This window comes from Paenibacillus physcomitrellae (genome assembly GCF_002240225.1).
Taxonomy (GTDB): Bacteria; Bacillota; Bacilli; order Paenibacillales; family Paenibacillaceae; genus Fontibacillus; species Fontibacillus physcomitrellae.
The window spans coordinates 2,829,927-2,848,416 of record NZ_CP022584.1; the positions used below are offsets into that span (position 1 = coordinate 2,829,927).

The following is an 18,490-nucleotide window of genomic DNA, read 5'->3' on the forward strand; positions in this document are numbered from 1 at the left end:
CATAACCAGGTTAAGTTAAGGGCGGCATCAAGCTTCGTTGAGGGAGGACTCAACCTTCATTTAGAAAAAGAATCAGGCTTCTATATGAAAGCTGCCGCCTGCCTGATCCTGCCCTGCTCTCTCAGGTAGCTGTCTCAGCCATGCCGTACAATCAACGGCTCTCATCGGTTTCCCGAAATAATAGCCTTGCATGACCTTGCAGCCGTGGGACTTCAGGAACCTCACCTGCTCCTCCGTCTCCACCCCTTCAGCCACTACCTGCAGTCCCAGGTGCTGGGCAATCGCAATAATGCTGCTGATCATGGCCTGCTTGGAAGGCTGGGTGTATTTTCTGATAAAAATCTGATCGATCTTAACCGTGTCTATCGGCATTTCATCCAAAGCTCCAAGCGAAGAATACCCGGTGCCAAAGTCATCCAGGGATACACAAACCCCCAAAGCCTTAATACGGTTCAGCTGGACCACAGCCGAGTCGAGATCACTCATCGCCACGGTTTCCGTTATTTCAAGCTCTAACAGAGACGGCACCATCCCACTCTCCATCAGGCAGCGCTCCACCATGTCTGCAACCTGACCGTTCGTGAACAGAACGGCCGACATATTGACAGAAACGGGAAACGGAGGGAAGCCCAAAGCCGCCCACTTCTTCGTCTGACAGGCCACTTCCGCCATGAGCCACTCGGTCATAGGCACAATAACACCCGTTTCCTCCGCAATCGGAATAAACTCTCCGGGAGATACAACCCCAAAGTCCGGATGCTCCCAGCGGATCAGAGCCTCCATCCCCTGCAAACCTCCCCTTACCGAGTCCCATTTCGGCTGGTAGACGACAAAGAACTGCTCCAGTTCAATCGCTGCTTCCAGATCCTTCTCCAATCCCATTCTCCTATGCCGCTTCTGGTTCAGCTCATTCGTATAAACCGTGTACCGGTTCTTTCCGGCCACTTTGGAGAAATACATGGCCGCGTCGGCAGCCTGCATTAATCTTTCACGTTCATGTCCTTCACGAGAGGACAAGCTGATGCCGATGCTGCCTGTCACACGGAGGGTGCTGCCCTTCAGGTAAAAAGGCTCCTTGATCGCACGGAGCAGCCGCTCAGCAAGCTGACAGACCTCTTCTTCGGAAGAGTGGGTGCAGGCAATCAGAAACTCGTCGCCGCCAAGCCGGAAGACTACCTGGTTCTTACCCAGCTCCTTTTGGATTCGGTCGGCTACGATCTGCAGCAGCCGATCGCCGGCATCATGCCCCAAAGTGTCATTCACCATCTTGAAGCGGTCAAGATCCAGGAACAACACGGTTCCGCTTGTCCCAGGCCGGAAGTGATGTTTGAAAAAGTTAGGGAGGCCATGCCGGTTCGAAAACCCCGTTAAGGAGTCGCTGAAAGCCAGTCTCTTTAGCCCCTTCCGGTCTACGTAAACAACGGACCAGGAAACGGCAAGTACACAAGCCATAACCAACATTAGGGGAATAAGCAGCGACAGCTGCATCCGGCCCGGTCCTCCGATGACAATCTCGTTATTATGATGCATTCCTAAATTTATAGAATAACCTTTGCTCATAATGTGGGCCCCGATCATTCCCATATAATGCATGCCGCAAATAGCCGCTCCCATCGTTAATGCTCCGGATAGTCTCCAGTAATTAAAGAAGGGAGAGGACTGGAACCGGTTGAACAAGAATAAGGCACCGTAGGTAACGACAACCGCGAACAAAATAGAGAGCAGCAAAAACGAGGAATCATAACTCATATAGACCTCTTCAGGCATCGCGGACATCCCGATATAGTGAACCCCCACAATCCCTACCCCCAGCACAATTCCGGCCGCGCCCAGCTTCCAGGCTTTCGGCTTCCCGCTGAAGATAATTGAGAAGGCTGCGGCGGCTGCAGCAAGGGTAAATAGAAAGGAAAACAATGTAATAAGCGGATCAAAGGGTATTCCTGTCTGCAGATAAAGCTCAAGCAGGCCAATCATATGCATCACCCAAATGCCACTGCCCATCACAAAGGATCCGAATAACAACCAGATGACCTTGAGTCTGCCTGACAAGGACGTAACCTTGCTTGCCATATGTAATCCCGAATAGGAGGCCAGCACCATTGTTACTATCGAAAGCAAGATCGTCCAGCCGCTGGTCCCTACAAAAAAATGCGGTTCAACCATTTAAAACTCCTTCCCTCTTATTCTTCGAATCCTTCTGCTATCACTCTGTGTATAAGTACCTCCAACTATACAGGCAACTCTCATTAACTCTTTGCTGATACTCCTATTGTCTATCAAAAGTAATACTTTCCAAATAGCGTAAGCTTCCTATTTCCTTGTACTACCGAAGATTAGGAACTATTTCCCCCTCCTCTTCCTAGTCCATAAAAAAAGGAGCCCTTCTAATGGGAAAAGCTCCTAACTTTGATTGAATACCGCAGCGATGGCCTGCGCCCGGTCACCTACCCCCATCTTCTGAAAAATGTTGGTGAGATGATTCTTGACCGTATGCTCGCTGATAAATAATGCCGCCGCAATTTCCTTATTACTGGAGGCCTTAAGGATGAGTCCCAGCACTTCCTTCTCGCGCGGAGAAAGAGACGCTTTCACTGCTGCTTTATCCAGTGCGGCTTCGGCGCTTTCCGTCCTGGACTGCGATTCGGCATGCAGAGAATGGACCGTAAATTGGCTCTGCCCGGTCTGACTGCTGACAATGAAATGCCGGAACTCACTCCGGTTCGCCGGGTCCACGCCATTTAGTCGCTCTATCCTCATGAGATGCTCATCTCCGCGGACATAAAGGATAGCCATCGTGATAATCTGGGCTGCTTTGGAGAAGGATCTCCCGGTTCCGGTTATCTCCCCGCCCAGAAGGCCGTGGATCTCCTTCAGCCATTCTGCTTCCTGACGGAAGAACGGAGCCAACGAGAGCAGAACATCCGGATCCTGCTCCATCAGAAGGGCAGTACGGCTCATGACCGCCTGCTCCTCCACCTTGAGACCTGTCCAGTTCCCCCATTGGTCTACTACAGAACGGATGCGCTTGCCTGTCCGGTACTTCTCCGGATGGCTCATTCGGATCGTCTCAAATAACAGCATAGCCGTCTGATCCGCCATATGGGACAGGTTCTGACGCTCATGCAGCAGCCGCAGCACCAGACTGCACATGGTGGATAAAGCATATAAAATCTCCCTGCTGTCTTCCGCGTCCCGTTCCGTTCTAAGCTCAACGGCAAGCACAGCATAAATCTTGTCTTCATAACCGACAGGCAGTTCCAAAGAAGCTCTGCCTGACGCTCTTTGCCGAAGCACCGGGGACAAATCCGCAGACGGCTCCTGCTCCAGCTCAGAGAAATAACGCCCCATCATTTCCCGGCCGCAGCTTTCAATGCCTGTAGTACTCCCAAGTCCCCTGGCAACCGTCTGAAATTGATTGAGCCTCTCATCCCGGTACACCACCAAGGCCCCTTCCGGGTATACGGCCAGATTCAGACTGACATCGACCAGCGTGAACAGCAGACGTTTAATGTCCGGGATGGACACCATAAACCGGCCTACATCCAGCAGCGGTTTGATCCTTGCCAGCTGTTTATCGACCTGGCTGTAAGCCAGCTGAGCGCCGGCATACGCGCTCATTAAAGACAGGAACATCTTCTCGAAGTGAAGCACATTGCTGCTCAGCCCAAGGGAATCGGTTCGAATACAGAACATTAGACCGGCTATGCGGTCATGACACCGGACAGGAAAGCAGTAAAGACTGGCCATCTGCTTCAATCCCTTGTTGTAAAAGAAATCCGTACGCGGATCCCGCTGTACGTTCGTCCATTCGCTTGGGCCTTCGTTCAAGACCGCTTGTCCCAGAAAACCTTCGCCTTCCCGGAAGGTCAAGCCGATAAGGCTGTCCGAAGCCGGACCCGCTGCATGCCGGACCGCATATTCCCCAGGCGCCTCCTCCAGAGCAAAACCGAATATTTCACCGAGCTCGCTGGTTTCCATAATCCAGTTGATCTTGTCACTCGGCAGCAATTCCTGCTGAACCGCTGCCTGAAGGGACTGGCTAATCCTCCGGAACCTGTCGTCAAGATGCGTGCTGACGGCATCCTTCTCAACAATAACCGCCAGGATCTCCGCCAGCTTCCCCACCTTCATTCGTTTGCGTTCCGCTTCACCCGAACCCGTTTCGGGCGCAGCTTTAACCAGACCGGCCACGAATGCAGCCATCGCTCTGCCTGCATTCTCCTCCAGTTCCTGAAGGCTGATCCGCTCCTTCATTCCTTCCATAATCAAAATACCTGACCAAACGTAATATAAAGTCACTCCATGGACACGAACGGGAGCGATAATCATCTGAATCCCCGGTATCCATGAATCATATAACGCCGGAAGATGGAGGCCGGACAGCTTCTGAATATGAGACGAGAAGAAATCCTCCAGGGTTTCATTGTGAACTTCGATCGTTCCCCCAAATCCATGGAGGATAGAAGCCGGTATAACCAATTTGCCGGATCGGTCCGTGAGATAGAGAGAAGCACCAGCTGCTGCTGCATAAGTATCCTGAAGCTCCTGCAGCATCTCTAGATGAGGGTTTATAAGCAGCTTCTCCATATTCAGCTCCATTCCAATTGAATGATATGATACGGGGCATTGAAATAATAAATGGCCCGGGTTCCGTCCCCGACCCGATTCAGAATAGACAGCTCCACGAGCCGGTTCAACACGCCGTCCAGCTGATCGGCATGGCGGCCAAGCCGGGTAGATAATCCATCCAGGGTTTGATAGGCATAAGGATTATTTTCAAAAAACAGGGTGCATTCCATTTGGAGCGTAAGCTGATCTCTTTCGGAACTCATGAACGGCTGGCCTCCTATATCAGACGAATAAAGGGTTTTTCCCTCGTATTCTCAATGATGTGCGGCGCGGTCATCCGCCCGCTTGGGGATTTGGTAACCTGCAAGAACTGGTAACTGCCATCCACCCACGTCCGGATGACTCCGTTGCAGGAACGTTCTAAATAAGAAGCGCTTTCAGAACCAATTTCGGTAAAATTGCAATGAGCGACCACTGTTATCCCTACGGATCGGCAGTACGACATTTCCTGTGCAAAATTGGCTTTCACAAAATCTATACCCCGCTGGGAGATCATCGTATTCAAATCACAATAAACAAGCCAGCGTTTGTTCTGAAGCTTGTCCTCTCCTATAACCGATCTGATTCTGTCGTGGAGTCCTTCCCTGAAGTCCTGGTTATTCAGATCGGATAAAGCCACAACTGCCGCTTTGTGCTCCGAATCCAGAAACCGGTCGAAATGCTCCAGGAAATAAGCTTCTTTCTTATGCAGACTTTCCTTTAAGGAGACATTATAAATCGATAACGTTTGAGACAAGCTTTCGATCGTCGACAGACCGGACATCATAATCAGCAGACCGTCCTCCCGTTTGATGCATTCGGACAACATCGCTGCTATCAGATATTTGTAGTTGGCTTTGCTGTTGGTATCGAGCATAAACACGGAGCCTTTAGGCAGTCCACCTTGGAGAAGCTCATCCAACTGAGGAATACCGGTGGTCAGATCGTTATTCTGTTCGTTCACGATCATTACATCTTCAGCCATGGATAAGGCGGGAACAATATGAATGCCGCTGTCCAAAAACTTATAAATATGCTCGCCTTCCCTGATTGGGGTGCCGCGCATCTTCAGCACTTCAACCGTCCGCTTGCGGTACCTGTCCATCAGCGGCTTGAGCGATAGACGGATGATGCCGTCACACAAATAATTTTCGAAGGAGATCCCGTCCTTCTCCCGCTCCCCGTATTCACGGATGAGCAGGGCGGTTAAAGACATTTTCCGGACAATGTTGCGGATTTGATAGATCTGGCTGCGGACATTGCCGTTGTGACCCAGCAGTCTGAACAAGCTGATGCTGTCCACTACTAGACGGCGGCACTCAATCTGGGCGACAATCTGTTCAAAGATCCCGCCTGTGCGCTGCATTTCCTCCAGAAAAATCTCCGGATCCATGCATAAAACTCTAAGCTTGCCTTCTTGCTCCATCTTTTTCAGGTTCCATCCAAATCCGGACATGTCGCTGTATATTTGCTCAGGAAGCTCTTCAAAGGTGACATAAACGCCGGGTTCATCGTATTTGCGAATGCCTTCGACCAGAAACTGCATGCCAAACGTGGTCTTCCCCGTACCGGGTTCACCTTCGAGAATGACCGAGGTTCCAACAGGCAAACCTCCGCATAAAATAGGATCCAAACCCGGGATGCCTGTCTGCATCTGAATTCTCAAATTAGGTCACCCCCTGCTTATGTAAGAAAAAGTGGTACTATTCCATGATTCGTTCCCTTTAAATATGATCTTGTTCCCGATTTTAAATAGGGTTCGGAGAGAAAAAAAGAAGCGTACATCGAGGTTATCATTATAGAGATTTCGATAGGTGAATATAGAAATGCTTATATTTTAAGTATAGTACTTTGTTCCTGAATTGGTAAAGCTCCTATGTACAAATACCCCCTTAACCTCCGGTCATTTTGGCCTTTGGGGGTACTCCTGTTTCTGTATAAGAAATTCTAACCGCGAAGACTCTCCTGCTCACGGGAATAAGCGGTCTGCTCCTCAAGGAAGACACGCTGCACGGGATAAGCCAGCAGGATGCCTTCCTCCTCCAGCACCTCCAGCAGTTTAAAGTTGATCTCCTCACGAATATCCAGAAATTCGCTCCACACGGTGGTCTTCGTAAAGAAATACAAGAAAATGCCCAGACTCTGTTCCTTGAAATCCGTAAAATTAACCATAATCGTCACCGGATCAATATGCTCGTTATGCTGCAGCAGCTCTTTCATGCGGACGACCGCCCTGTTCAGCGCGTTCCTGTCCGAATCCAGCGCCACATCCAGGGTAAAATTAATACGCCGTTTGCCCATTTTGCTCCAGTTCGTAATGGGTTGATCGACGAGCTTGGCATTCGGCACAATAACAACGGCCTGAGCAAACGTGCGGATCTGCGTACTGCGGAAGGTAATATCCTCCACAACGCCTTCGACGGACGGTGTCAGAATCCAATCACCTTTGGAGAAAGGCTTCTCCGTAATAATGACGATACCTCCAAAAATATTGCCCAGCGTGTCCTTGGCCGCCAAAGCAACTGCTAGACTGCCCAGACCCATGCCAGCGACAAGGCCATTTACGCTAAAGCCCCATTCGGAGCCAACCAGTCCGGCCGTAATCACGACCACAAGAAACCTCAGCACTTTGGACATAAAAGGAATCAGCATGCTGGAATCGTCCAGCTTGAGCCTTTTGCTGAGATCCACCAGCAGTACCGAAGATTGAGCTGAAAGCCTGTAAGTGCCCCATCCCAGCAAAATAATCATCGCACTGCGGAAAATAGCATCCAGATGGAATGTTGTTTCCAGATGCGGGACAATATAAGTTCGAATTGCCAGATAAACGCCAAGCACAATAAAAAAGATCCGGAGCGGCTTCTCAAACGCCTCCAGCCAGGCGGACGTCCCGCCGGACGAACGGACTCTTTTCCTCCAGAAAGCAAACACCGACTTGGTAAACACCCGGCTGAACAGCCAGAAGAACGCTAAAATGACTAAAGAAATGACTAAATCCAGCCACCTCAGCCTTTCTAGAAAGCCGGTTGCCCACTCCCAAATGGCCATATCAGAACACCTCCAATTGAAAATGAGCTTATATTGTAACATATTGGCCTTTTCTGTTTCGCCTCTGTAAGGTGAAAATTATCGCTCGCTGTGCTACAATACTGGAATTGCAACATCTTAGGGAGGGTATTCGAGCGTTATGCTTATTATTGGTATTGCCGGCGGCACCGGCTCAGGAAAAACTACGGTAGCCCGTTCCGTAATCGACCGTTTAGGATCGGGTAAAGTGACTTTTATATCGCAAGACAATTATTACAAGGATCATTCGCATCTCAGTTTGTCGGAACGCGAACTGATCAATTATGACCATCCGTTTGCGTTCGACAACGAGCTGCTGATTGAACATCTGAAGCAGCTAAAGTCCGGACAAGCGGCGCAGGCTCCGGTTTATGACTTTACGGTTCACGGAAGATCCACGGACAAGTCCGTTGAATTGAAGCCTAATAATATCGTCATTATTGAAGGGCTGCATGTCTTGTCCGACGAGAAGCTGCGCGAGCTGCTGGACATTAAGGTGTTTGTGGATACCGATCCCGATGTGCGGATTCTGCGCCGGGTTCTGCGTGACATCGAGGAGCGCGGCCGGACGATCCAATCCATCCATAATCAGTATTTGACGACGGTTAAACCGATGCACGAAGCCTTTATCGAACCGTCGAAGAAATATGCGGACCTGATCATCCCTGAAGGCGGCCATAACGAGGTGGGCATTCAGCTTCTGGCTATCCTGACCGAGAAATATCTTTCGGGCGACCGCACTTGGGGCGAAGCTTAAGTTTCGCACAAAAATCAAAAATGAGAGCATTCATAAGCCAAGCTGCCGGACAAACCGGTCAGCTTGGCTTTTTTTCATGCCATCTAAAGCAGCAGACGTTGTTTCCCTTCGTAACTAAGCTGCCACAAAACGCTTTGTTGCAAATCGGGCTGAAGCGGATTTATAATAAAAAATATCCTAAAAGTAAACAGGTGTTCACTAATGCAAATCCAAAAAGAAGAAGTCCGGGATGCCATCCTGGAAGCCGCAGCCAACGAGTTTCACCAGTATGGCTATGCGGAAGCCTCTATGCGCCGGATTGCCAAAAGCGCAGGCATGACAACCGGCAATATCTACCGCTACTTCAGCGGGAAGGAAGAACTGTTTGATGCGATCGTAGGCCCGATCTACAGCCAGTACAGCAGCTATGCCGGCGAGTATCTGCAAACGGTCGACCTGCACGTCGGCAGCGAGGTGAGAACCACTGATGACTTCTGGCGCCGCGTAGAGGATGCTCTCGTCGGACTGCTCAAGGCTTCAGGTACCGGGCTGATGCTGCTGCTCTGCCGCAGCGAAGGCTCGAAATACGAAAGCATCAAGCAGGAGATCACATTGTTCTCGGAGACCCTGCTGCTTAAGCAGTTTGCGGCGGCTAAACCTGCCAGAAGCCTCAGCAACTATGAACAGCGCGAGGTGAAGATGATCAATGCCACCTTAATCGAAGGCATTGTGCTCATTATTCGCGATAACCCCGAGCCAAAGACGCTGGGCCTTCTGGTGGATCGGCTGATAGCCGTTTATTGCAGCGGAATCGACCAACTGCTGGAGGAGTACAAAGAGAGAGAAGGAGAAAATCATCATGCGTAAAATGATTCAATGGCGCTGGCCGCTTCTTGTCCTATGGCTGGCGCTCGCGGTTGTCTTGACCCTTATTTCACCTAATGTTAATGCCATTTTGCATGAACGCGGGCAGGACCCGCTTTCCGCGGACAGTCCCTCTAAAGTAGCGGGCGAACTGCTCCAGAAGATGAACAAGACGGAAGGCCGCAGTGATCTGGTTATTTTCTACGACGAGAATAAGTTCTCTGCAGAGGATATGAGCCGTATCGAAGCCGGTGTTCAAGCCTTGAGAGATCAGAAGGAAGCACTCGGGATCACCGATTTGATCGATCCGTTCTCCTCGCCTGAGGCCAAATCTTCCCTGTTGTCGGAAGACAACACAACCTTGATGGTGTCCTTCACGCTGAACATCAACGGGCGAAGTGTAGATGACATCCAGGATCATCTGGATTCGGCTCTGAAAGATGTGAACGTGACTTATTATCTCAGCGGTGAGGATTTTATTCAGAACGATTATTTAAAAGCCTCCACCTCCGGAGTTGAGAAAAGCGCAGCATTGACCGTCATTTTCATTCTGGTCGTGCTGATTCTCATGTTCCGTTCCGTTGTCGTTCCCTTTGTCTCGCTGGCAGCCGTGGGGGTTTGTTACCTGGTCTCCATGGGGATTGCGGCGCAGGTCATTGATAAGCTCAACTTCCCGATAACCAGCGTCACGCAAATGCTGCTGGTACTCATTCTGTTCGGGATCGGCACGGATTATAATATCCTGCTCTTCAACCGGTTCCGCGAGGAGCTGGCGCATGGCAAGTCCACCGATGAAGCGATCCTGATCTCCTACAAAACGGCTGGCAAAACGATCTTCTACAGCATTCTGACGATTTTCTTTGCGTTCGCCTGCCTCAGCTTCTCGAACTTCGGGATCTACAAATCGGCCAATGTGGTTGCGATCGGCGCCGTGATCCTGGTGCTTGAAATCTTCACGCTGACGCCGTTTATCCTGAAGGTTCTCGGACCGAAGCTGTTCTGGCCTTCCAAGAACGTCAACGGCCACAAGGAAAACCGCCTGATGGGCGGGCTCGCGGCCTCTTCGGTCAAACGGCCTTTTATTACGGTAATCGCGATTATCGTGCTGCTGGTGCCGGTTTTCCTGACCAGCGGGCAAAAGCTCTCCTTTGACCAGATTGCGGAGCTGGGCGACGATTATCCGTCGACCAAAGGTTTTGGTCTTGTTGCCGAGCATTTCACGCGCGGCCAGGCATTGCCAACCACCGTCGTTATTGAAGGCAAAGATAAACTGGATAACAACGACGCCTTTGGCGTTATCGACGGCCTGACAAACAGCATTAAACAGATTCCCGGCGTCAAATCGGTCTCCAGCGTGACCCAGCCGCAGGGAGAACCCATCGACGACTTCTATATCAGCAGCCAAACGGCTGAAGTGACCAAGGGCATCGACGCCTCCAAGGATGGCGTTAACCAGGTCAAGAACGGTCTTGACCAGATGCAGAGCGGCCTGACCGGCACCGAGGATTTCTCTCAGGTGGAGCAGCTGGTCAGTGGTACAGCTCAGGTTAAAGACGGCTACGAGCAGATTACTTCTGCGCTGAACCAGGTATCCTCCGGGGTAGGCGACGGCGCTTCAGGTGCTGAACAGCTGCAGGCGGGCATTGCCAAGCTGCATGACGGCATGAAGCAGATTACCGGGCAGACCGGGCAGCTCTCCTCCGGCCTGAAGCAGCTGCAGCAGGGTTACACCTCCGCTCAGGGAGGCCTCGACAAGCTGGCGGCAGGCCTGCCTGATGTGCAAAGCGGCTTGACCTCGATGAACGGCTTGATCGACAAGCTGGGCGCAAGCCATTCCGAGCTGCAAGAGGACACCGACTATACAACGCTAAAAGCAACCGGACAGCAGCTGTCTACCGCGCTGGCTTCGATCAGCAGCGGCATGACGACGCTGCAGCAGAACTACAAGCAGCTCAATTCATCCTTCGCCAGTGCGACCGGCGGTTTGAGCCAGCTTGACACTGCACTGGACCGCATATCCAGCGGTCTCGGCGAGCTCGAGCAGGGCGCCGGCAAGCTGGCGGACGGTCTGAAGCAGGGCAGCTCCGGCAGCCAGGAAATCGCCGCCAACATGACCAAGCTGAATAAAGCGCTCGGCGATATTCAGAATGGCCAAGAGCAGCTGAACGACGGACTTGGCAAGCTGTCCGGCGGACTGGATCAGCTCAAGACCGGGCTGCAGAAGAGCAGCCAAGGTCTCGGCGACATCTCCGACGGACTGGGCAAAACGTCCGGCTTCCTGAATCAGATGGGCACGACCAAAACCTTCTTCATTCCAAGCGAAGCGCTTCAGGATGAATCATTCCAGAAGGCCGAAGACGCCTTCATGTCCGGCGACCGGACTATAACAAAGATGCTTGTCATTTTGAACGAAGATCCTTATTCACCGGCGGCGCTTAATATTATCGAGAAGATCAATGCAGCCGTAGACACCGGCCTTGCCGGAACCGTCCTGGACGGAGCCGCGCACGGAGCCACCGGACCAAGCTCGACCACTTACGATATGAACAAGGCACAGGTGTCTTCCTTTAACAGCACCGCGGTGATCGTCATCATCAGCGTGTTCCTGGTCCTGCTGCTGGTCATCCGGTCCTTCTGGCCGGCGGTGTATATCGTATTGTCGCTGGTCGCTTCCTATTATGTGGCGATGGGGGCTTCCAAGCTGGTAACGGAATATATTATCGGAGCGGACGGCGTTTCTTCCTTTGTTCCGTTCTTCTCCTTTATCATCATTGTGGCGGTCGGCGTCGACTACAGCATCTTCCTTATGATGCGGTACAAAGAATATGGCGTGCTTGACCACCGCGAAGCGATTGTCCGCTCGGCCCGCGGCGTCGGCGGCGTTATCATCTCTGCGATGATTATTTTGGGCGGCACCTTCGCCACGCTGATTCCGTCCGGCCTCGTGCTGCTGATCGAGCTTGCCGCGGCGGTCATCGTCGGCCTTGTGGTCCTGACCTTCATCCTGCTGCCGATGTTTGTACCGGCCCTGATGGCCGTGCAAGGCTTCCTGCAGGATAAACAGGCCAAAAGCCGCGAAACACAGGAGTAAGGCAAAGTTAAGTTAAGTTAAGTTTATGGATCCCATCCAATAATTGTTGCTGTATAGAGGCAGCCAGAGTCTTCTAAAATAAACCTCTGACTCCCTACCAAAAAGCCGTCTGTCAGGAACATCCGGCAGACGGTTTTTTTGACTTCTTGCCCCGAATTTCTAAATAGCACATATCCAAAAGAACCATTTTAACGGCGGATTCCAGATTTGAAGCAGCGGCGAAGCAAAGAAGAAACGGGCCGAAGAAGAGGGGACTATAGCGCTATTTTCCATAATGAAGAGGGCGGAGTCAAAGATTAGCTAGATGATAGGACAGGAACTATACCGTGCTTCCTTTCCTAGAAACGGTTCCGGCTAACTCCTTCTATTTTCCTAATTTTCTATTGACTAAGCCTCTATTCAGTTCTAATATAAGGATAGATATGAGTTTCATGGATGGATTTACCTAATAAAATGATAAAGGCAAACCTATTGAAAGATAGGGACGCAAAACTACAGGGGCTAAAGCAATTGCTAAGCCAGCCAGTTACCGACATAAGACGCAACGTTAAACCGTTGATTTTAACCCTTCTTATTTCGGTAAGTAGGGTTTTTCGCTTTTTATAAACCTTACCTCCTGTCCGCCACGAGTCTGTGTATCTAAAGCAGGTGAATACGGATGTGGAGTTAATCATTTTACGGGGCCTCCATGACTGGATGGCTTGCCTGAATGTCTTTCATTCGGTTGGCGTTCCAGCATGAATTCAATCTGCAGCAAGGAAGCAGGCGTAAACTACAAAGGCGACGAACGGTTACTTGTCCGCTTATCCAGGCAAGTATTCTATAGAAGCCGCCAGCATGTAAGTGTACAACAACACTAGCAAGCCAGCAGAAAGAAAGTACACCGTTAACTTACGCTCTTCGATAAATAGTTCAACAATTAGGTTGAACGCGAAGCATCTAGTACCAAAGTAGCAAGTATAAGTCTGTCACACAGCAATTCTAGCAAGTATTCTGAAGCAAGACTTTAGCAGTACTCTAGCAAGACTAGCAATATCTTACTTAGAAAGACGGAAGACCTTAGCAAGACCTTCTATAAGTGTTACCTTGATATCATAACTAGACTATACTCAGCTTTGTCATTAGTAAGTCCCACAAGTAAGGAAAGGCACCGCTCTAAAGAGTGGTGCCTTTCGCATTTTAGGCCTTCTTTTCTGTCTATTCATCCCTCCTAAAAACTGGTAGTCTATAGACGAGGAGGTGATAGTTGTGATTAGCTTGATATTAGTCGCCTTAGTTGCCATAGAGCATCTTTACATACTTGTTCTGGAAATGTTTTTGTGGACTACTCCCCGGGGTAGGAAAACCTTTGGCACCACTCCAGAGTTAGCGGAGGCTTCCAAATCGCTTGCGGCCAACCAGGGTCTGTACAACGGATTTCTGGCAGCCGGTTTGGTCTGGGGGATCTTCCACCCTGACGCGGCCTTCGGACGGCAAATCGAAATTTTCTTTCTGATTTGTGTCCTTGTAGCGGCTCTTTACGGCGGAGCTACAGCCAAAAGATCCATTCTGCTGATGCAGGGCCTGCCTGCGCTTGTGGCTTTATTGGCGGTGCTTGTACTATAGCTGTTCTATAGCTCGTTCTATAGTTTATTTTATAGCTTGGTCTATAAAGAGCGCTGCAACCAAAACGGCGGATGCCCTGTTCGAAGGAGCATCCGCCGCTTTTTATTGTCCTTACTTTCCCCTATGTTTAGATTACCTTAGCCTCTTTCCCCCGAACCATTCCTTTGGAGGCATGGCGGTGGTGGAGCACATAATAAACGGCTACAGACAGAAGCGGAACCAGCCCTGCAACCAGATACATGAGGCGGTAGTCGCTGTACGAAGCAATCAACCCCATAAAGTAGGAGCCTAAGCCATAACCCAGGTCAAACAGCAGGAAAAAGGTGCCGTTAGCACTGCCCCGCCGGTGCGCCGGAGCCAGCTTCATCGCCAGTGCCTGGAAGCACGGAATGAGCGCGCCGTATCCGATCCCCATCACCACACCTGCGATCAGCACCATCGCTGAGGAATGAGCCTGACTTAGCATGATCATGCCGATGGCGAACAGCACAATGCCCGGATAATACAGATAATGCTCTTTATATTTATCAAAAATCTTCCCGATTACCGGACGGAAAGCCACGATCATGATCGCAAACACCACAAAGAAGTAACTCGTCACCTTCGTTTGGTGAATCTCGTTCGCGAAAGAGGACATAAAGCCGGACAACGAGCTGTAAGAGAAGGCCAGAATAAAACCGACCAATGAAATTGGCACCGCTTTAGGCTCAATAAAACCGCTGAGGCTCAGCCGTTTCTTGCGGCCGGCTGTTTCGGGTGCTGCAGCCGCTGCAACGGCCGCAGCAGCTTCAGCTGCTGTTGCTCCGCTGGCGCCGCTGAAGGCTGCGTTTGTGCCGCTGTCAGCGGAAGCCAAAGCCGCTCCCCTGCCGTCCTTGGCGGCCTGCTGCCGCGGCAGCTTGATCAGCAGCGTAAAGAGCAGCGACAGGGCTGCGATGGCCGACACGGCCAGCAGCAGGACGTTGATATTTTTATCCTTCCATAGAAAAAGCCCCATCGCAGGGCCGATAACCATCGCAATGCTCATGAACATGCTGAAGTATCCCATTCCCTCGCCTTGGCGCGAGTCCGGGATCATCGCGGAAGCGACTGTGCTTGTCGCGGTGGAAGCAACGGCATAACTCATGCCGTGGATCAGACGTACGACCAGGAAAAGCAGGATGCCTTTGGCTCCGAAATAACACAAGCTCGCGGCGAGGAAGACGGCCATGCCGATGACGGCCATTTTCTTTTTACCGAAACGATCGACCCACTGCCCCGAGAAAGGCCGCAGCAGCACGCCGCCAACGACATAAATCGTAATGGCCAGACCCATCTGCTGTTCATTGCCGTTCAGGCTGTCTTTCACATACAGCGGAAACGCCGTGGCCAGAATATAAAAAGTCAGAAACATAAAAAAGCTGCTCAAACAAACGACCAGGAAACTCCTCGTCCAAATTTTCTCTTTCATCAGCCAAACTCTCTCCATTTCCCGTGAAACTTGTCTCTGTATAAAACGCCTTCAGATCCCTCTTAATCCGGTGGGGAACTGAAGGGTCCGCTGTATCATTATAAATTTGAATATTCATAAAAAATAATACTTATTTTATAATCAAATCATCACATTAAAGTTATAGATCAAAAGTTGTGAATCGAATGTTATAGATTGAAAGTTATAGACCGAAGGAGACTTGTCGATGGAATTTCTGCAGCTTAAATATTTTCAGACTGTGGCCCGCCTTGAGCATATCACTAAAGCAGCCAAAGAATTAAACGTATCACAGCCTTCACTCAGCAACTCGATTCAACGGCTGGAGAACAGGCTCGGCATGCCGCTCTTCGAGCGTCAGGGCCGGCAGATCAAGCTGAATGCCTTCGGCAAAACCTATCTTCGCCGGGTGGAACAGGCTTTCCTTGAGCTCGAGGAAGGCGAACGGGAGCTGATCGATATGGCTGGACTTGAGCACGGGGTTGTCAGCATCGCCGTCTCGCTGCCTTACGTGCTGCCGACGCTGCTCAAGCAGTTCCTGACGCTGCATCCCCATGTGCGCATCGTTCAGCGTCAGCTCGGGTCGGCAGCCGAGCTGCGAAGCGAGCTGGAGAACGCCGAAATTGACTTCTGCATTTCTTCTACGGCTGTAGAGGGCCCGGACATCGAGTGGCTGACGCTCGCCGAAGAAGACTTATGCCTGACTGTACCCAAAGGTCACCGCTTTGCTTCCCGAAAATCAATCGCCCTGCGCGAAGCGGCGGACGAGCCTTTCATTTCATTGTCCGCACGCTCCAACTTCAGGGAAATCACGGATGCCTTCTGCCGCCAGGCCGGATTCGAGCCGCATGTCGCCTTTGAGCTGGAAGAGGTCAGCGCCGTGCAAACCCTCGTAGAAATGGGGCTTGGCATCACGTTTACGCTACCGCTTTCTCTCGGCAACCGGGCCTTGAATCCCGGCACCGTGCAGGTGCAGATCACCGAACCCCGCTGCCAACGAACCTTCGGCATCGCCTGGAACCGCAAGCATTATTTATCGCAAGCGGCGCAGCATTTCCGGGAGTTTGCGGTGGAGTTTTTCGGGCGGGATCGGGGATAGAGTTTGGGCGAGGTTGGGACTGGGATTAGGATGAATTCCCGGACTTCTTCCGCTTGTTATTTCCTTTCTTCAATTCGCTTCCGGAGAGAAGCGATAAACGCTTCTGTTTCGAGCGATTTCTGCTCCGCCTCTCCAAAAGTCCTGACCTGGATCCGACCTGACTCCTGCTCGGCATCGCCAACCACAAGGGTAAACGGAATTTTCTGCAGCTGCGCTTCCCGGATCCGGTAGCCCAGCTTCTCGCTCCGGCTGTCGATGTCCGCCCGGATCCCGGCCGCCAAAAGCTGCTGGTGGATCTCTTCGCCGTAATTGGCGTGGCTCTCCGCTACCGGAATAATGACGACCTGGACAGGAGCCAGCCATGCCGGGAATACACCCCCGTAATGCTCGATCAGGATACCCAGGAAACGGTCGATCGAACCGTAAACCGCGCGGTGAATCACAATGGGGGTTTGTTTCTCGTTACGTTCGTCGTAATAATTCAAACCAAATTTCTCCGGCATCTGGAAATCAAGCTGGATAGTTCCACACTGGTGGCTTCTGTTCAAAGCATCCTTGATGTGAAAATCAATCTTGGGGCCGTAGAAGGCCCCGTCGCCCGGGTTCAGGCTGTAGCCCAGCCCCGATTCTTCGAGGACATGGGCCAAAGCTTGCTCCGCCTGCTCCCACTGCTCATCGCTGCCCATCGAGTCGGCTGGCCTTGTGGACAATTCCAGGCTGTATTCGAAGCCAAAGATCCCGTAAATCTCCTGAACCAGCTGCAGCGTCCGTTTGATCTCCCATTCCATCTGGTCCGGCGTTACGAACAAGTGCGCATCATCCTGACAGAAGCTTCTCACCCGGAACAAGCCGTTCAGCGCCCCGCTGTACTCGTAGCGGTGAACCTGCCCGAACTCGGCGTAACGGACCGGAAGCTCCTTGTAGGAACGGCGTTTATTTTTGTAAAGCAGCATGTGGCCGGGACAGTTCATCGGTTTCACCGCATACTGATGCTGGTCGATCTCCGAGAAATACATGTTGTCCCGGTAATGCTCCCAATGCCCGGACTGTTCCCACATCTGCCGGTTCATGATGAATGGCGTACGGACTTCCTCATATTCGTATGTTTGCAAAAATCCCCGGGACAGGTTCTCCAGTTCCTGCCGCATCACCGTCCCTTTCGGCAGGTAAAAGGGCATCCCGGGCGCTTCCTCTGCGAACATAAACAATTCAAGCTGTTTCCCCAGCCTGCGGTGGTCGCGTTTCTGCGCTTCCTCTTGAGCCGCCAGATAACGTCTCAGCTCTTTCCCGCTCTCAAACGCAACCCCGTATACCCTTTGGAGCATCGGATTGCGGCTGTCTCCTTGCCAGTAAGCCCCGGCTACGTTCAGCAGCTTGAAGGCCAGCGGTTTGGGAGCCGCTAAATGGGCCAGGTTACCGGGATCGGCAAGGTCCCCCGCATGACGAATGTCAATGACGTCTACAAACCCTGCTTGTTCGTAAACAAGTACCCCCTCAGAATCGGGAAGTGCTATTAACCAATCCACCTTCCAACTCTCCTCTCTGGCTTCAAAAATCGGCACGGCTTCCTCTTTCGGAATCCTTCTGCATATATAAGGTTCCTTCTCAGCCGCCAGATTCTCCATCTCCCGTTCGATCATCTTCAAATCTTCCTCAGGCAAAGGGCTCGGCAAATCAAAATCATAATAAAATCCCTGATCCGTTAAAGCGAAAAGCCCCAACTTCGCCTCTGGGAACTTTTGTTGTACAACTCTTGCCAACAGTAAGGCAGCATAATTTCGACTGGCATCTTGAACTAAATGAATCACGGTAAGACACTCTCCTTTATTTTTGATTATTGATGAACAAAAAAACACGCTGTCCGCAAGGGACGAGCGTGCTCGTGGTTCCACCCAAATTCAATCTGCCGGCTGCCCGGCAAATCCTCTATGTTCTGTAACGGGAACTCCCGGCATC

General features: G+C 51.3%; 12 protein-coding genes and 1 riboswitch. Of the genes, 5 read left to right on the forward strand and 7 right to left on the reverse strand.

Features of this window, described 5'->3' with window-relative positions; translation table 11 throughout:
• Window positions 1-72: 72 nt before the first annotated feature.
• The 5 genes from CBE73_RS12860 to CBE73_RS12880 form a co-directional block, all read right to left on the reverse strand.
• Complete coding sequence (locus CBE73_RS12860; RefSeq protein WP_094094548.1) at window positions 73-2,163, reverse strand: bifunctional diguanylate cyclase/phosphodiesterase; 2,091 nt, start codon at window positions 2,161-2,163, stop codon at window positions 73-75.
• Window positions 2,164-2,400: 237 nt separating this feature from the next.
• Window positions 2,401-4,587 carry a helix-turn-helix transcriptional regulator gene (locus tag CBE73_RS22435; RefSeq protein WP_229752697.1) on the reverse strand — a complete coding sequence of 729 codons (2,187 nt, stop codon included), beginning with the start codon at window positions 4,585-4,587 and terminating at the stop codon, window positions 2,401-2,403.
• Between the two features lie 2 nt (window positions 4,588-4,589).
• On the reverse strand, window positions 4,590-4,832 hold the full coding sequence (locus CBE73_RS12870; protein WP_094094549.1) for a hypothetical protein: 243 nt from the start codon (window positions 4,830-4,832) through the stop codon (window positions 4,590-4,592).
• A 14-nt stretch (window positions 4,833-4,846) separates the two neighbouring features.
• Complete coding sequence (locus tag CBE73_RS12875) at window positions 4,847-6,274, reverse strand: RAD55 family ATPase (protein ID WP_229752696.1); 1,428 nt, start codon at window positions 6,272-6,274, stop codon at window positions 4,847-4,849.
• A 281-nt stretch (window positions 6,275-6,555) separates the two neighbouring features.
• On the reverse strand, window positions 6,556-7,656 hold the full coding sequence (locus CBE73_RS12880; RefSeq protein ID WP_094094550.1) for a mechanosensitive ion channel family protein: 1,101 nt from the start codon (window positions 7,654-7,656) through the stop codon (window positions 6,556-6,558).
• Between the two features lie 139 nt (window positions 7,657-7,795).
• Here CBE73_RS12880 and udk point away from each other — a divergent pair, with 139 nt between their 5' ends.
• The 4 genes from udk to CBE73_RS12900 all read left to right on the forward strand — a co-directional run bounded on the left by udk (window position 7,796) and on the right by CBE73_RS12900 (window position 13,970).
• On the forward strand, window positions 7,796-8,431 hold the full coding sequence (gene udk, locus CBE73_RS12885) for a uridine kinase (RefSeq protein WP_094094551.1): 636 nt from the start codon (window positions 7,796-7,798) through the stop codon (window positions 8,429-8,431).
• Between the two features lie 201 nt (window positions 8,432-8,632).
• Entirely contained in the window at window positions 8,633-9,277 is a 645-nt protein-coding gene (locus CBE73_RS12890) for a TetR/AcrR family transcriptional regulator (protein WP_094094552.1), read from the forward strand.
• On the forward strand, window positions 9,270-12,365 hold the full coding sequence (locus CBE73_RS12895; RefSeq protein WP_094094553.1) for an MMPL family transporter: 3,096 nt from the start codon (window positions 9,270-9,272) through the stop codon (window positions 12,363-12,365). Before CBE73_RS12890 ends, CBE73_RS12895 begins: the two co-directional genes overlap by 8 nt.
• Before the next feature lie 451 nt (window positions 12,366-12,816).
• A riboswitch (cyclic di-GMP riboswitch) is annotated at window positions 12,817-12,899 on the forward strand.
• Window positions 12,900-13,607: 708 nt separating this feature from the next.
• Entirely contained in the window at window positions 13,608-13,970 is a 363-nt protein-coding gene (locus CBE73_RS12900; protein WP_094096303.1) for a DUF1304 domain-containing protein, read from the forward strand.
• 127 nt (window positions 13,971-14,097) lie between these two features.
• On the opposite strand, the gene CBE73_RS12905 is transcribed toward CBE73_RS12900, so the two are convergent.
• Complete coding sequence (locus CBE73_RS12905; protein WP_174704722.1) at window positions 14,098-15,417, reverse strand: MFS transporter; 1,320 nt, start codon at window positions 15,415-15,417, stop codon at window positions 14,098-14,100.
• A gap of 226 nt (window positions 15,418-15,643) precedes the next feature.
• Between CBE73_RS12905 and CBE73_RS12910 the strand changes: the two genes are divergently transcribed.
• Window positions 15,644-16,534 carry a LysR family transcriptional regulator gene (locus CBE73_RS12910; RefSeq protein WP_094094555.1) on the forward strand — a complete coding sequence of 297 codons (891 nt, stop codon included), beginning with the start codon at window positions 15,644-15,646 and terminating at the stop codon, window positions 16,532-16,534.
• A gap of 56 nt (window positions 16,535-16,590) precedes the next feature.
• On the opposite strand, the gene thrS is transcribed toward CBE73_RS12910, so the two are convergent.
• Window positions 16,591-18,426, reverse strand: a complete 1,836-nt coding sequence (thrS, locus tag CBE73_RS12915; RefSeq protein ID WP_342351903.1) for a threonine--tRNA ligase — start codon at window positions 18,424-18,426, stop codon at window positions 16,591-16,593.
• Window positions 18,427-18,490: the final 64 nt, after the last annotated feature.